This window comes from Bacillus sp. FSL M8-0266, assembly GCF_038613425.1.
Lineage (GTDB): Bacteria > Bacillota > Bacilli > Bacillales > Bacillaceae > Bacillus > Bacillus pumilus.
On the sequence record NZ_CP152015.1, the window covers coordinates 2065664 to 2081807 of the forward strand.

Genomic DNA, 16144 nt, shown 5'->3' on the forward strand with positions numbered 1-16144 from the left:
AAGAAGAGGCAGCCCATTTACTTTTGACCGTATTGCATTTTTTTCGACTCTGCTTCTGCATAGGACGGCATGTCTTTTTGTTTAGGGTCACGCTCATCCTGCTGCTTTGTCTGTTGCTTTTTTTTCATGATCATTCCCCTTTCTCGGTACATTCATTAAGATGACCAAAAAAGAGAGATTTACTCTTTACTTCTGTTTCCGCTCGACATACTCCCTGACCATATCATTCGTCACAAGCTTACGTAGCGGAACAATACCGCCTCGTGCAAGCTCATTCATCTTCGACGTAATGGCGTTGATCTCGTCTGTTGTAAATGGCTCGTTTTGCTCACATTTGACGACAGCCGACTCTATTGCTTGTTCTCTTTTCTGTTCAAGCTCAAGAAAGGACTGAATATGAGCATGCTGTTTTTGTGAGTGTGCTGAAATCTCTTCGTGTACGCTCGTCATTTTCTATCAACTGCTTTCTTTTTTATTTAGTCTACCATGAATCAAATGGTTTTCAACTGGTTCTTCCATTCGGTTGTTTGTTCATAAACTTGTTCAATAACCGCCTGCTCTTTGGCATCTGTCGTTAGGCTCGTGATAAATGTTTGTTTTTGTTCACTTAGCTGCTCGAGCGCTTCTGTTTCATATCTTTCCGTAGACGTCTTCACCATCATGTCGTACCTGCTCAGTAATTCTTCTTTTTCTTTATCAGCCCATTTCGTGGTTAACTGATGAAGAATGTCTCGAATCGCTTCAATAAACGCAGCCTTTCCATTCTGTTCAAAGAAAGCTTTCGCTGATTTTTGTTTCTTTAAGAGCGGTTCGAATGGCGTCAGTTCAGCTTCGACTTCAATTTGTTTCAGCTCAGCATTTTTCTCTTCTGGCGGCGACAGTGAGAAAGAAAAGTAAGGGTCTTCTGCACATGCCGCCTGCAATCCTTTTTCCCACTCCTCTTGGAAGTATTGATGAATAAACGATTCCATCCGGATATCAAGTGCCTTTAACTCCTGTACAAATTCAAATTCATAATCCTTTAGTGCCTTCTCAAGTGCTTTTTTCAATTGCTGTCCGAAATTCCCTTGAGATATTCCAGGATAAAAGGCTGTCTTTAACAGATCATTCGCAAATAGTGATAGGCGCTGCACAATATGATAGAGCTGTTCATGTAAGTCCTTTTTCACGCTTTCTGTCACTAGCTTAGATTGTTTAATATGACTCATTTGATCAAGAATTGCTTCATAGGATGCGTTTATCTTTTTCTTTTCCTCTTGCTTCTCATCTTCTGACTGATGCAGCGTCGCATGCAGTTTGTCGACTGTTCTACATAACGTACGTGCTTCAAAATACAACAGCTCGATCGCATCTTTCGTTAATTCTTCCTCTATAAAATAGTCGAGCTGCTTTCTAAGCTTTGCGTATTGATTATAAGCTGTCTCTCCCTTTCCTTCGATCTCTTCCTTACTGGACACATGATGAAGGTTTGGGTTTCTTATGCCTTCTTTTGTGAGCTCATTTTTTACATAGTCAAAGACGGTGTCAAGCTCTGCTTGATCCTTTGCGAGATCAGCTGCATTGATAATAAAGAACATTTTATCCATGCTAAATGAATCTTTTACAAGCCCAAGCTTACGTAAAAATGACCGATCTGCCTTCGAAAAAGAGTGCTGGTAGTAAGTTAAATAAAGAAGCGCATCTGCGTCCTTCATATATTGAAAAGCGATCTCTGTATGACGCTTATTCATACTGCTAGCGCCTGGCGTATCAACAATAGTCAGCCCTTTATCTGTTAGAGGTGTACTCAAATAAACCGTCACTTCCTTCACCACACAAGAAACAGCTTCTTCCGCCACATATGGCCTCAGTTCTTGAAGGGTGACATGAAGCGGCGTTTGCTTCGTAATCTGATCAACGAAACGGGTATGTGCTTGTAAAAAATGTTCAACAATGACGCGGTGATCTTGTTCAAGCTGTCTTTTTTTGAGCGTTCGTTTGAGCTTGGATGTAAACGTCTCCCCTTTTTCTTCTGAGATCGGAAATCCTAGGATCTGATTGAGCTCCTCAAATATATCCTGTTCTGTTTTGAATACCACTTTGACACTTTCATGCGGGTGATCTTCCGTCGGCCGCGTCAGCTTGTTAATGGTTGCCGTTGTTGGTGTGGGAGAGGATGGCAGCACCTTTCTCCAGACGAGGGCATTTGCAAAGGAAGATTTCCCCGAACTAAAAGCCCCAAATAAAGCGAGTGTGAATTCTTTCGCTTGCAGCCGTTTTGTTCGTTTTTCAAAGGACTTTCTTTGAGATTGGAGCGCATCTAATGGCAATAAAATCTGAGAAAGCTGCTCAAACTGGGCAATCGACTGTGCCGTCGTGACATGCTGTGACTGACGCATTTGAGGTTGATCAATCTGCTTGTTCGGTTTTTCTTGGTCGCTCTCTTCAGGATGAATGGTCGCTTGATCCTGCTTTAGCTGGTCATGCTGCATTTGTCTCTTTTTCGCATAAAACCAATCTTCTTCGATCTGTTCATCCGTTCCATTTTGCCAAATATCCCATACATGCTGAATATCTCGCTTCATTTGTTCATTTTTTTCGATGCATTGCTCGAGCGTTTGGAGCTCTTTTGCAGACTGAACCCATTTGACTTGCTGCTCTGCTTTATCTTCCATAAGCTTGGCTTTCAGCGACTCCACCATTTGTTCAATCAGTGGCATCGCTTGCTGCTTAGCCTGTCTTCTCAAGGCTTCGCCAGCATCTTTTGCATATTGCAGTACGTATTCATTGGAGAACGTTGCTCCATGATGAATCACACTTTTAAGAAGTGATTCTTGTACAGGTGTTTCAAACGCCATCACTTGATTTAATAACTCTTCACCAAGTTGATGTTTCTTGACTTCTTTTTTTAGTAGCTCAGCAATATGCCAGTCCACTTCTGCCTTCATTCTCGCTTTGACATCTGTTAAGAAGTCAGTTGCGCGTTTTTCTTTTTCCTGCTCAGTTTTATTTTTAGCAAAAAGCAGTCCCACTTTAAAGCCAGATGCTTTTGATTCAATATAGTCGCTTGCGAGTTCTCTCATTTTAAATGGAGTTAGGTTGGCATTTTTCAAAATGCTCTCGACTTCAGTAGATACTTCTTTTTCTAACTGTTTGGCTCCATTTTCAATGAAGTGATTTTTCGCTTCCAATTCATTTACTTCTTTTCTTTTTTCTTGGAGCTGTGACCCAAGCTCCTCACCTTGCAGGTCTTCTTTTAACGAGTCAATGTGTTCTTTTAAGACATGCTCAATTTTCTGCTCCGTATAAGCCCGAAGTGATGCTTTCGGCAACGTCTGTAATTCTTGCAGTTTTTTGATTAAACGAATCATTTCATTTCTTGGATGCGTCTCATCGGTTACAGATGTAAAGTATAGATGATCTTCTTCAATGCCTTCTTTAAGGAGCATGTCAACCACTTGATTTTTGTAGTCTTCAAATGCTGTCTCATGCTCATCATGCCGGTCCACTTGATTCACGATGAAATAAAGATTTGGCACTTTTTCTTTAATGGAGCGAATGAAACGAATGTTTTCTTCAGAATGAACATGGTTGTAGTGAACGACATAAAAAAGAGCATCTGCTTGATGAAGAATAGACGCAGCAGACATAAAGTGGGCATGATCCGTTGAATCAATTCCTGGCGTATCAATCAGTGCCACCTTTTCTTCAAGACCTCTATAGTCACCGCTAATTTCCACCATCTCAATCTGTTCTCCATCCTTACAGAAACGCTGTACTGCTTCTTTATCATAAGAGCCGTTCATTTTTGCAAAACGGCCATCAGAGGTGTGAAGCTGCACTTCACTTTCGCCTTTCCTCACGACGACCAAGTTTGCACTTGTAGGGATTGGGCTCGTTGGCAAAATGTGATCATGAAGCAGATGATTCACAAGTGATGACTTTCCAGCAGAATAGTGACCGGTAAATGCGATATATACTTCTTCTGCTGCTTCCTTTTTGATAATCGATGCAAGTTTGGCAGCGCGCTCATGATCATCCCTTTTGAGAAAGCTTTGATATAAAGCGCCTGTAGTTTGAACGAGCGAATCTCGAATAGACAAGTCTTTCATGACGATAAACCCCTTTGTTTTTAGAAAAGTCAGTTATGTATGTGATACCATTTTACACAAAATAAAGAGAATTTTCTTCTCATCTGAGGAAATAAAAAAAATCTGCTGCCCGATCAGTCGCAATTGACTGAAATCAGGAAGCAGATTTTTTGGACACACCTTTTAATACGAAGCCAATTAATAGGCTATATACACACACCGTACCGAGTAAGAATATCATTGTCATGTGATCACCGTCCATCCTTCATGATTGAGAATGCTTATCATTAATGAAAGTGTAGCACAATTGATAATGATTTTCAATATTAATTTAGCAAATACTGATTTAATGCTTTCTCCTCTGTTTGAATTCTTACAGTCATCATCCATGCATTTAAACATGTAAACAAAATGGCAGTCACATACGCTTCAAACAATAGCGGGATCAGCAAAAGCTCAATCGCCACGACTACATAGTTAGGGTGTTTCAACCAGCGATACGGACCTTTTTTTACAATCATTGCGTTTGGCACGACTAAAATTTTCGTATTCCAGTACGTCCCAAGGGAGCACAATGCCCAGTACCGAATGACCTGTGTAGCCATCAGGAAAAGGAGCAGTACAAGAAAATACTGGGATGGCCCTTTATGTAAAAGCCTTATCTCAACTATAAGTGAGAGAAAAAAAGCCATATGCATAGCGACCATATAGGGATAATGACCAGCACCAAATTCTATGGCACCTATTGCTTTTACTTTCTTTTCATTTCTTTTGGCCACAAGCATTTCAATGAGCCTTTGACAAACGAAGAAACCGATGACAAGCCAAATGATCATGACAAGACCTCCTCCCACTTCATAAGCAGCAGCTCTGAGGAAAAGCCCGGACCAAGCGCACCGCAAAGGCCCATCTCCCCCGCTTCAGCTGATTGATGTTTTAGGAAATGCTTGATGACATACAAAACTGTGGCAGAGGACATATTTCCGTGTTGTTTGAGTACTTCTTTTGAAGAAAACAGCTGATCCTCTCGTAAAGATAGACTCTCAACATAGGCATCAATCACTTTTTTTCCTCCTGGATGGGCTAGAAAAACGGACAAGTCTTTAGTTGAATATCCATGCTCCTCTAAAAATTGATCCACCTGCTCTTTTAACCAGCCGGAAATCATAGACGGAATGTCGCGGGAGAAAATAACCCGAAAGCCGTCACTTGTAAAGTCCCAGCCCATCACATCCTCAGAATCTTTCATCGTGACGGATTGCGTGCTTAATACTTTAGGGACCGTTTTTAAATGGGCATATTCAAGAGCAGCTTTTTCTCCAGCTAAAAGAACCGCTGCCGTCCCATCTCCAAACAAGGAGGTGCCAATTAAATTGCTTTTTGATTGATCTTGCGGCTGAAAAGTTAAACTGCACAGCTCACAGGCAACGACAAGTACCTTTGCTTCTGGAAATGCCCTTATGTATTCATAAGCCCGAGACAGCCCTGCCGCACCGCCCCCACACCCTAAGCCCCAGATCGGTACTCGTTTCGTATAAGGAGAAAAAGGAAGGACGTTCATGAGCTTTGCATCAAGGCTTGGGGTTGATAAGCCGGTACTTGAAATAAAAAACAATGCATCAATCTCTTCAACCGGGACTGGTTTTTTTAGAAACGCCTGCTCTTGAAGACAATGTATGATCGCTTCCTTTGCATGAGTCAATGCCTTTTCCAAATAGATATTGTTTTTCTCTTCAAAAGAGTGGTGCGTCTGATACCATTCAATGGGCTGAACAAATTGTCTGCTCTCAATTTCTCCATTTTGAAAAGCTCTCAGCAGGCGGTCAATATCTTTAAACGATCGTTTAAATTGAGACCTTGCAAATTCGGCAGCGGTTTTCTGATCCACGTGATGCTTCGGGTGACTCGTTCCAACTGAAAGAATATACGCCATCGGCTTCACCTCTTTTTTCGGTTAATATCCCCTATCGAAAAAAGGATATACATGCCAAATCGTCACAATTCAGTCAAAACATTTTCCTCCGTCTAACTTTTTGTCTTGACGACAATTGATAAATATTGGATAATATAGGTGAAAACATGATGTAGTTTTCCTCCTTCACAGGTTCGTTCCAAGCCAAGCGAACCTGCTTTTTTTATGCAAAAAAACACCTCTAAAAGAGAAGTGCAGACCGTAGACAAACCCCACCTTTACTTCAAGTAAAAGTGGGGTTTTCACATAATTATAAAGGGGTACGCTGGACATTCAGCATCTACCGTGTCTACATTTAGTTTTCCGATTTTCTCTGTCACCTGTTTTACGAGTGAATCTAACATACGAGTATCATGAACATTTCCACCTGTGACCAGTGATCCAAAAATAAATCCTTTTGAATCACAAGCTGTATGAAAGGAATAAGCAAATGACTTTTCACGTTCACCTTTTACATAGTAGCCAATCTCTGATTTAGTTGTACTGACTTTGATCTCTTTTGTTTCTTCTTTATTTTGTAAGGGTAAGAGCTTTTCTCCATGTTTTTCGCGATTGATAGCCTCTATCTCCAATATCCACATGAGCATCTTTTTTTTCAATGAAATCGTCATTATACAACACTTTCATACGGAATCTCCCTTCGCTTCGCATTAATGGTTAAATCTGATGCTATCTTAGCGTATAAATATCAACGTTTCGGAATTATTTCATTTAAACATGAATGGATCACCTTTTTTTCTGATCAATACAAATCAATAACCATAAAATGCTAATTTATTTGATTATTATATATAAAAAGGCGTTTTTTTCCTGTATACTTAATCAATATGAACACCATGAAAAACAGTGAAAAAAGATAGAATCTACTACATGATTCGGCACAAAATTTAATTGACTGGAGTGATTGTAATGAAAAAGGTGTCCAAAAAACAGACACCCTACAACACGATACTTCTCTCGAAGATAATTGGTTTAGTGCTTCTTACACTGTTTCTCTTTTTTATCTGGGATATGTCTAAACCCCATTTGCAGGCGACACATGGGCAAGCAAAAATTGTTGCCAGCAGTGACTTCCGAGACACAAGCATCAGTCTGAAAGCAAAAGATCATTCTACAAGAACATTGGATACACATTTTAAGACCAATCCAAACCAACAGACAACGAATAAAACGGTCTTTTTAACATTTGATGATGGTCCTTCTGCTACATCAAATCAGCTGTTAAATGTATTAAAAGCACATCACGTGAAGGCGACATTCTTCATGCTTGGACCGCAAATCCAAGCACACCAAGCAGCTGTGAAAAGACTTTATCAAGAAGGACATCAATTAGGGCTTCATGGCATGACGCATGATATAAACCGCTTTTATCAGAACAGTGAGTCTCCCGCAAATGAAATGAGAGAAGCTCAGCGCATTCTTGCTTCTGTTACAGGCGTTTACACCCGTCTTGTGAGAACACCCTATGGCAGTGTTCCAAATTTAACATATCATCAAAAAGTACGTTTAAACCAAAATGGCTTTATTTACTGGGATTGGACGATTGATAGCCTTGACTGGAGATATAAAAACTCACAATATGTTCCAGAGGTATTGAATCAACTGCAAATGTTTGAGAAAAATAAACCATGGGAACCAAAAGTTATTTTAATGCATGATCAACCCTCTACCACAAACTATTTAGATAGCCTGATTACACAGCTAAAAGCAAGGGGCTATACATTTGCAGTCATTAACGAAACAATGCAGCCGGTACAACATTAATAGCGCTAATCACAACAAGCCCGTATCCAAAAGATGCGGGCTTTCAGCTCCAAGAGAAGTGTTTACACAACAGATTTCTTAGGCTCTTCCATCAGGTCCTGCCCGGTTTCTTTTTTAAAAGGAATCATGTGATAAATAATATGAAGCAAAATAGCGGTAAAGCTGCCGACCACGATGCCATTACTTGTTAATAATTTGATTGATTCTGGCAGATGCTCAAACATTTGCGGCACCACGGTGACACCTAAGCCGATCCCAACTGAGCATGCAACAATCAGTAGGTTTTCCTGTTTGGCAAAATCCACACGCGAGAGCATTTTAATACCGTAGGCAATGACCATCCCAAACATGGCAACCATTGCGCCGCCAAGAACTGACTTTGGAATAATCGTCGTAAATGCAGCAATTTTAGGAAAAAGTCCAAATAGCATGAGCAATGCGCCTGTCACAACGATGACTTGATTTTTCTTGACCCCTGTCAACTGGATCAACCCAACGTTTTGCGAGTAGGCTGTGTAAGGAAAAGCATTAAAGATACCACCTAATAACACAGCAATCCCTTCTGCCCGATAGCCTTTCGCTAAGTCCTTCTCTTTTAATGAGCGATTTGTTAAATCACCTAGTGCGAAATAAACACCTGTTGATTCAACTAGTGACACAATTGCTACTAACGTCATCGTCATAATGGGAGCAAATTCAAAGGTAGGCATGCCAAAATAAAATGGTTCAATCATGCGGAAAACTTGTGCGTTCGCCACCTCAGCTGTTTCCACTTTCCCCATAAATGCAGCGACGGCTGTCCCAAGGAGAATACCAATTAAAATAGCGATCGCCTTCATAAAGCCTTTTGTGAATCGATAGAGCAGCACAATGATAAACAGCACAAGGAAGGCGAGACCTAGATTTTCAAAAGAACCATAATCAGCACTTCCTTCTCCTCCTGCCATATTGTTCATCGCTACTGGAATAAGGGTAATGCCAATAATAGTGACGACAGATCCTGTCACGACAGGCGGGAAAAATTTCACAAGCTTCCCAAAGAAAAAGGAAAGCAGAATGATGATACACCCCGAAGCGATAATACTTCCATAGATAGACGAAATCCCGTATTTAGAGCCAATCGCAATCATAGGAGAAACCGCAGTAAATGTACAGCCTAATACAACAGGCAAACCGATACCAAAGAAACGGTTTTTCCAAACTTGAAGGAGCGTGGCAGCCCCGCACATGAAAATATCTGCTGAGATTAAGTAAGTCAGTTGTGCAGGTGTGAGGCCGAGTGCATCTCCCACAATGAGCGGCACAAGAACGGCCCCTGCATACATCGCCAGCACATGCTGAATCCCTAGCGAGAGCGTTTTGACTTTTTTAGTAGCACTCATGATTGTACCTCTCGTACAAACGTGACTTTCCCTTTCTCAAGTGATTCAATCCGTGCAAGGGATTCGACGCGGTAGCCCATTTGAACAAGTGCATCTCTTCCCGGCTGGAATGACTTTTCAATGACAATGCCAAATCCGGCTACTTTTGCCTTCGCCTGCTTTGCGATTGCCGCAAGTCCTTTAGCGGCTTCACCGTTCGCCAAAAAGTCATCAATGATTAATACACAATCTTTTTCACCAAGATGCGTATTTGAGACAGCGATCGTGCTTTCTACTTTTTTTGTAAAAGAGTACACACTCGCTGTTAATAGGTTTTCTGTTAGTGTTAGTGATTGACGTTTTCGAGCAAAAACAACGGGTACTTGAAGAGCTAGTCCAGCCATCACAGCAGGTGCAATGCCCGAAGATTCGATTGTGATAATTTTTGTAATGCCATCATGCTTGAATAATCTAGCAAACTCTTGCCCGATCTCATGCATTAAGACAGGATCAATTTGATGATTTAAAAAGGCATCAACCTTTAACACTTGATTTGACAGAACGATTCCTTCGTTCTCAATTTTTTGACGTAACAATTCCATCATTCTTCCTCCCAGCATATTGGCAAATATTTTCATTTTTCGCATAAAAAAAGCATTGCTGTCCATGAGGAGCAAGCAATGCGAAAACGATCCACGGATCTTCAGCTCAAACAAGAGCTGTTTCATTTGCTCACTCATAGTCGGACGGTATCGGTGTCCGGTAGAAACTTGCGTGCCATCATCACGCGATTATATGAGTGTTATAGTGTTCAAATTATAACAAGATTTCAGACGCTTGGAAAGCACTTTTCTAGAAAAATACCGAACTTAAATAATAGATCAGATCAAAACGTTCGTTTTTAGAATATTCAAGCATCAAAAAAGCACCCTTCTAAGCAAAGGGTGCCTTTTATTTAAGATAAATACAGTTTCGTATATTTATCAGTTAAATAATCGATTAAATATTGTACATTTAATTCCTCACCAGTCGCATCTTGAATGATTTCAGATGGCTTTTTGCGTTTTCCGTGTTGGTGAACATGTGTTGTGAGCCATTCTTTTATCGGTGCAAAAGACCCATTTTGAATTAGCTCATCAAAATTCGGTAAATCTTTGATCATTTGGTGCTTTAGTTGCGCCGCATACATATAACCAAGGGCATATGAAGGGAAATATCCAAAGCTACCATCAGACCAGTGAACATCCTGCAAGATGCCGAGTGCATCATTAGGAGGCGTAATGCCAAGATATGCCTTATATTTTTCATTCCACAGTGCAGGCAGGTCTTCGACCGCCACCTCTTCATTAAATATCGCTTTTTCAATTTCATAGCGGATGATAATGTGAAGCGGGTATGTGAGCTCATCTGCTTCAATTCGAATGTAAGTCGGCTTCGATTCATTCACTGCATGCACAAAGTCTTCTAAAGAGACATCTTTAAACTGCTCAGGAGACGCTTCTTGAAGCTTTTGATAATACGTTTTCCAGAAGTCTTCATGTCTGCCAATAAAGTTCTCAAAGAAAAGAGACTGTGATTCATGGATCCCCATTGATGTGCCATCACATAATAACGTTCCACTCAGCGCCTCATCAATGTTTTGCTCATAGATGGCATGACCACACTCATGAATCGTGCCAAAGATCGCCATCCGAAAATCATGCTCATCATAACGGGTCGTCACACGAACGTCCCCTCTGCTCAATGTCACAGCAAACGGATGAACTGTTGTATCCAGACGTCCTGCGTCAAAGTCATACCCTAATTCTTTTAAGAAGAAAAGACTCAGTTCCTTTTGTTTGTCGATCGGAAAGCTTTTCGATAAAAATGAAGTATCCGGTTTATGAGGAGAGGCTTCGATTTTTTTCACGAGAGGAACAATGGCATCACGAAGTGCACCAAACTTTTGATCGAGCTGTTCAACCGTCATATCTGGTTCATAGTTATTGAGCAGCACGTCATATGGCGTTTGTTTCACGCCCCAATATTGAATAAAACGCTTGTTAAAATCAATGAGCTGTTTTAAGTATGGTGCAAAGAGTGAAAAGTCTGATTTCTCCCTTGCTTCTACCCAGACATGCTCTGCTTTTGATTGTAAAATGGAGTATTCTTTAAATTCTTCTTTCGGAATTTTGCTGTTTTCATCATACTCTTTTTGTGATAATTCGAGCGCCTTTTGTGTATCTTTTGACAGCTCATCTCGGTGTTTATTTAATGCGTGAAGAAGATCTCTCATTTCATCAGAAGTCTTCATATTAAAAATATCACTTGATAATTGACCGATCGTTTCAGCTCTGAAATCGGCGCTTTTTTTAGGCGCCTGTGTTCTAGAGTCCCAATAAAGTAAATGGAGCGCCTCCGTATAGTGGGCGATTTTTCCTAGTAATTGATAAAACGCTTTCTCTTTTGCTTCAAGACTCATATGTTTGTTCCCCCAATCGATAAAATATGTATGTACGTTTCAAGGCTACTTCAAGAAATGTTCTTTTGTCAATGAAAAAGGGAGGATACACAGATGGTATCCTCCTCTTTTTCTCGTTCGGGTGTTATTTAAGTTGTGATGATTGGCTTTACTGGCAGAACGGATTCAATTTTACTTTGAAGCTCTGTATCTTCCTTGCGGTCAAAGTAAATATGAATGGTTCCTGCATCTTGGCTTGTCCGAATCAGTCTTCCAATACCTTGTCGTAAGCGCAGCAGCATATACGGAAGGTCGACTTCAGCACGAGCATCCTTTGCTTCATTCCGTTTCGCCTCAAATACAGGATCATGAGGCGGGTAAGGAAGTCCCCAGATGATCACATTTGTTAATGATCGTCCTGGAATATCCAGCCCTTCCCAAAGGTGAACAGAGCATAACACAGATGTCTCATCTGCTTGGAACTTTTGAACAATCGTGCTGATTTCCTCGTCTCCCTCAAAGTACACATGGAAAGGCAGTGATTCATTCGATGCCTCAAGCTGCTTTCTAAAGAAATGAAGTTCATCAAATGAAGGGAACAAAATGAGAGACCGTCCTCCATTATCTTTCAGCTGAGTGATCACTTGCTGTCCTTTTGTTTCTTGCTCTTGAAGCTGCTGAATCCCGTGGAAATAAATCTTCATTTGTTCATCGTAATCATACGGCGAAGCGACACTCATTGATAAGTAATCTTTAATCCCAAGACTTTCAGCTAAATAATCAAAGGATTGATTTTCAGACAATGTAGCAGAAGAGAAAATGTATGGTCTTTTTTGCGAGAATACCTTTTCACCAAGCACCTCTGCGACAGTCTTTGGCATCACAACAAATGTCGTATCTAATTCCTGCTTTTCAAGCCAGCTAATCGCATTTTTTTGATAAAGCGACAGAGAATACGCCATTTGTTCAATGTACTCTTCCACAACAGACAATTCGTATTGATCAATTGTATACATCTCTGATTCAAATACGAGTGCTTCTCCGATTTTTTCAAGTAAATCACACAATTCACTTGCAGAACGCTTCACCTCATCCACACGTCCAATTTCAAGTCGATGCGAGCCCTTGATTTCTTTGGCATGTGTTTTTAAGAGATAAAAGAACTCATCGTTTGTGGCAAGTGCATCTTCAACGAGCTCGGCAAACTCTTCGCGTATATCGTTTTGAAGCAGGCGCTCTAAAAAGGTTTCGAGCATTGATTGCTTCACTCGGTATGTCAGAGCTTTTTGTGCGGCAAATTCAAGAAGGTGGCCTTCATCAAATACAACGGAGCTATGTTCTGGAAGCAGCGGAAGCTGGCCCTCGCGTTTGCGGGATTCCTTCGTCCACACATGCTCCATATAAAAATCATGAGAACAGATGATAAGGTCTGCTGCTTTCCGGTAATGATCTCTTGATAAATTCAGACCACAGCGATGACGCATATCGCACGTCAAGCAGTCCTGAAACGAGTCATATCCAATGCGTGACCATTCATCATTGGATAGCTCTGGGTACTCTTTTCGATCACCGTACGGATAAAAGTTCTGCATCCCATGTGATTCATGAACAAACGAAGGAAGCGATTCATAAATATCGAGCCACTTCTCATCATCTTCACGCTGCATGGTTTTCTCTAATTTCTTTAAGCATAAATATTGATCATGTGATTTACTTAATCTCGCATCTATTTGAATATCAAGGTGATTGGCAATTTTATAGATATCACCCTCTTGTTTCACTAGCTGTTCAATTAACGTTTCGTCTGCACATGCAATAATCGCAGGTTTCCCTGTATACCTTGCATATGTGACCGCAAATAATAGGTAAACGATGGTTTTGCCTGTGCCTACCCCAGCTTCGGCAAACATCACACTTTTTTCTTTAAAGGCTCTTTCTAGTTGAAAAGCCATGAATATTTGTTCATCTCGAAGATCAAAGCCCTTTTCTGGCAAAATGTCATAGAACACATCACCAATCCAGTTGCCCAGTTCTTCGTAAAAATTATGTTCTTTTGATAATGAAAAAGGCAAACGAGATGCTGTCACCTGCTTCAACCCCCAACTTTTGAATCATTCAGACATTCTATAGTAACATTTATGCTGGGGAATGACAATCTTTTTTACGAACGCAAACGATGTTGATAGGTTTCTTTCATTAAAAATGCATGCTCAGAACGCTCTATGTAAGCCTGAGCAAGCGCTAAATCTTCGATGGCTGCTGTAAGCTGAGCAGATTGTCCACCTTCTTGCCCTTCAATTTCTTGAGCAGTCGAAGCGAGTGCTTTTTGGATTAACTGAAATTGATCATATTGTATCATGGAGACACCTCTTTTTTTAAAATCAAGTTCAGTTTATTCCGTCCCGTGAAGGTTTATACCTTTCTGGGATAAAAAAAGCCACACCTTCTGTAGGTGTGACATTTTTTATAATTCAGTTGTCTGTTTTCTAGGCGGGCGTTTTCCCCAATATTGGTAATAGTCTGTTTTAATAAAACCATTAAACAGTTTTCTCTTTTTCGTTGCTTTTCTACCAAAGCACTCTTCGAACTTTTCATGTGACGTTAAGATGTAAATGGACCATGTGTCTAGGCTTTTAAATGCTTCGCCCATTCCTTGATACATTTTTTCAACAGCTGGTTTATCACTGAGTCGTTCTCCATAAGGCGGATTTCCGACAATCACACCGTAATCTTCTTTTGTTTGAAAGTCTTTCACTTGCATTTGTTTAAACTCAATCAATTCACTTAGTCCCGCTTCTTCTGCATTCATTTTTGCAATGTCTATCATCCGGTGGTCGATATCACTTGCAATAATGTGGAGCGGCTGATCATAGTTCGCTTTTTCTTCCACTTCGTGACGCGCTTTGTTCCATACATCTTCACCAATCCATTCCCATGACTCGGACGCAAATTCCCGGTTAAATCCTGGGGCAATGTTTTGTCCAATCATGGCCGCTTCAATAGCGATTGTTCCTGATCCGCAGAAAGGATCAACAAACGGACGGTCAGGTGTCCAGTTCGTTAATAGCACGAGTGCAGCCGCAAGGGTTTCTTTAATAGGTGCTCCGCCTTGATCCATGCGGTACCCCCGTTTATGAAGACCTACACCAGATGTATCAAGCGTGAGCACAGCTTTATCTTTTAAAAGAGCAACCTCAATTTTATACTCAGGTCCTGTTTCTTCAAGCCATTCAGACTGTATGTTGTAAGTGGATATGAGCTTTTGCGCGATCGCCTTTTTGACGATACGCTGGCAATCCGGCACACTGGCAAGCTGTGATTTCACAGATTTACCGATGACTGGGAACGTGCTGTTTTTCGGTAAAAAAGCGGCCCAGTCAATCGCCTTTGTGCGTTCAAACAGCTCATCGAATGTTTTTGCCGAAAATTCAGCAACTTGTACCTTTATGCGGTCTGCTGTACGCAGCCAAAGGTTCGCACGGCAAATCGCAAGAGCGTCTCCTTCGAAAATCACTTTTCCGTTGTCTACTGTGCAGTCATAGCCAAGGTCTCTTACTTCTTTTGCAACAATCGCTTCAATTCCCATTGGAGCCGTTGCGATAAGTGTATAGGTTTTCATTAATTTATCACCTGTTTTCTCGTCCTTTTATGTATTCCAAGATAAAAGCTCTCCATATGTTGAAATAGGAGAGCTTTGTTTTCATCATGTTTATCATAACGGATATAACGTTCTGTAAGCCATGTTTTGTTCCATTGTACTGCAAACGGCAAATGCCTCGTACTCAGGTGGTAATCATCTATCTACAGAATTCTCTGTCCTTCTCTCCGTTTGGTTCCTTTGAGAAAGTTCCCCTACCAAGTTTGGGTTTCTCGCTCGAGGGGTTTACCGCGTTCCACTCTCACCATTTCTAGTGAGACTTCGTCACTGTGGCACTTTCAAGGATACTTTGCCATATCCTAAAAGGACGTAGGCATTTTTCCTGCCGTCAGCCTTTCCCAGGCTGCCCTGGCTTATTTTTTCGCCAGGCACGAACACTACGGGCATCTCAGCACCGTGCGAGCATGGACTTTCCTCTGCAATGTCTAAAAGCATTGCAGCGATTACCCGAACGTTAATCAACAAGCGTTATTATAAACGACAATGACATCAGGCACAAGCTTTTTTCAGCAATGCTCAATCATAAAGTTTGCTGCCGAAAACGTGTTTCTCAAGGTTAGATAGTCTTTTTAAAATATCAGAGTTTGTTGTATTAGACTGTGCAGGCTGTCTTTTCCCTTGCTCAACGGCTTCTTCAAGCTGTTTAGACAAATGGAGGTTTTCTTGTTGAAGCTTTTCGATTTCTTGGTTGAAGGTCTCATAGTCTTTAATGACCATATCTAAAAATTTATCGACTTCTTCTTGTTTGTATCCTCTGACACCTGTTTTAAATTCTTTTTCTAAAATTTCTTTTGCAGAAAGCTTTACTTTATCAGCAAGCATCTTTTTCACCTCATATCGTGAATTCATAGTATATTTTTTCAGAAATACGTGACGTTG

General features: G+C 40.8%; 13 protein-coding genes, 1 other RNA gene, 1 pseudogene and 1 riboswitch. Of the genes and pseudogenes, 1 reads left to right on the plus strand and 14 read right to left on the minus strand.

What is annotated here, in order from left to right:
• Positions 1-186 precede the first annotated feature (186 nt).
• From MKY83_RS10385 to MKY83_RS10410, 6 genes and pseudogenes are all read right to left on the minus strand, one after another.
• Positions 187-450, minus strand: a complete 264-nt coding sequence (locus MKY83_RS10385; protein WP_342487349.1) for a YpbS family protein — start codon at positions 448-450, stop codon at positions 187-189.
• 41 nt (positions 451-491) lie between these two features.
• Positions 492-4091, minus strand: coding sequence for a dynamin family protein (locus tag MKY83_RS10390; protein WP_342487350.1), 3600 nt, complete (start codon positions 4089-4091; stop codon positions 492-494).
• 133 nt (positions 4092-4224) lie between these two features.
• A complete protein-coding gene (fbpC, locus tag MKY83_RS10395; RefSeq protein WP_306172627.1) occupies positions 4225-4332 on the minus strand; it encodes a Fur-regulated basic protein FbpC in 108 nt (35 codons plus the stop codon).
• Positions 4333-4396: 64 nt separating this feature from the next.
• Positions 4397-4906 carry an isoprenylcysteine carboxyl methyltransferase family protein gene (locus tag MKY83_RS10400; RefSeq protein WP_321160722.1) on the minus strand — a complete coding sequence of 170 codons (510 nt, stop codon included), beginning with the start codon at positions 4904-4906 and terminating at the stop codon, positions 4397-4399.
• Positions 4903-6003, minus strand: a complete 1101-nt coding sequence (locus MKY83_RS10405) for a 3-oxoacyl-[acyl-carrier-protein] synthase III C-terminal domain-containing protein (protein ID WP_265208208.1) — start codon at positions 6001-6003, stop codon at positions 4903-4905. The genes MKY83_RS10400 and MKY83_RS10405 overlap by 4 nt, the downstream gene beginning before the upstream one ends.
• A gap of 314 nt (positions 6004-6317) precedes the next feature.
• Positions 6318-6644: pseudogene (locus tag MKY83_RS10410) on the minus strand (IS5/IS1182 family transposase); the annotation flags it as partial.
• A 307-nt stretch (positions 6645-6951) separates the two neighbouring features.
• Between MKY83_RS10410 and MKY83_RS10415 the strand changes: the two are divergent.
• Positions 6952-7806, plus strand: a complete 855-nt coding sequence (locus MKY83_RS10415) for a polysaccharide deacetylase family protein (protein WP_342487351.1) — start codon at positions 6952-6954, stop codon at positions 7804-7806.
• Positions 7807-7868: 62 nt separating this feature from the next.
• Here MKY83_RS10415 and pbuX read toward each other — a convergent pair whose 3' ends face one another.
• From pbuX to gpsB, 8 genes are all read right to left on the minus strand, one after another.
• Complete coding sequence (pbuX, locus tag MKY83_RS10420) at positions 7869-9188, minus strand: xanthine permease PbuX (RefSeq protein WP_278175295.1); 1320 nt, start codon at positions 9186-9188, stop codon at positions 7869-7871.
• Positions 9185-9769 (minus strand): xanthine phosphoribosyltransferase, encoded by a 585-nt coding sequence (gene xpt / locus MKY83_RS10425; RefSeq protein WP_342487352.1) that lies wholly within the window; start codon positions 9767-9769, stop codon positions 9185-9187. Before xpt ends, pbuX begins: the two co-directional genes overlap by 4 nt.
• Positions 9770-9886: 117 nt before the next feature.
• Positions 9887-9986: riboswitch (purine riboswitch) on the minus strand.
• Positions 9987-10122: 136 nt separating this feature from the next.
• Positions 10123-11628 (minus strand): carboxypeptidase M32, encoded by a 1506-nt coding sequence (locus tag MKY83_RS10430; protein WP_003216050.1) that lies wholly within the window; start codon positions 11626-11628, stop codon positions 10123-10125.
• Positions 11629-11756: 128 nt separating this feature from the next.
• Positions 11757-13694, minus strand: a complete 1938-nt coding sequence (locus tag MKY83_RS10435; protein ID WP_342487353.1) for an ATP-dependent DNA helicase — start codon at positions 13692-13694, stop codon at positions 11757-11759.
• A 74-nt stretch (positions 13695-13768) separates the two neighbouring features.
• The gene (locus MKY83_RS10440) at positions 13769-13966 is read right to left on the minus strand and encodes a hypothetical protein (protein ID WP_003215966.1); all 198 of its coding nucleotides are present in this window, start codon (positions 13964-13966) and stop codon (positions 13769-13771) included.
• Between the two features lie 105 nt (positions 13967-14071).
• Positions 14072-15226 carry a class I SAM-dependent RNA methyltransferase gene (locus MKY83_RS10445; RefSeq protein ID WP_065098229.1) on the minus strand — a complete coding sequence of 385 codons (1155 nt, stop codon included), beginning with the start codon at positions 15224-15226 and terminating at the stop codon, positions 14072-14074.
• A gap of 110 nt (positions 15227-15336) precedes the next feature.
• Positions 15337-15720: RNase P RNA component class B (rnpB, locus tag MKY83_RS10450), an RNA gene on the minus strand.
• 61 nt (positions 15721-15781) lie between these two features.
• Positions 15782-16087 carry a cell division regulator GpsB gene (gene gpsB, locus MKY83_RS10455; RefSeq protein ID WP_044141143.1) on the minus strand — a complete coding sequence of 102 codons (306 nt, stop codon included), beginning with the start codon at positions 16085-16087 and terminating at the stop codon, positions 15782-15784.
• Positions 16088-16144 lie beyond the last annotated feature (57 nt).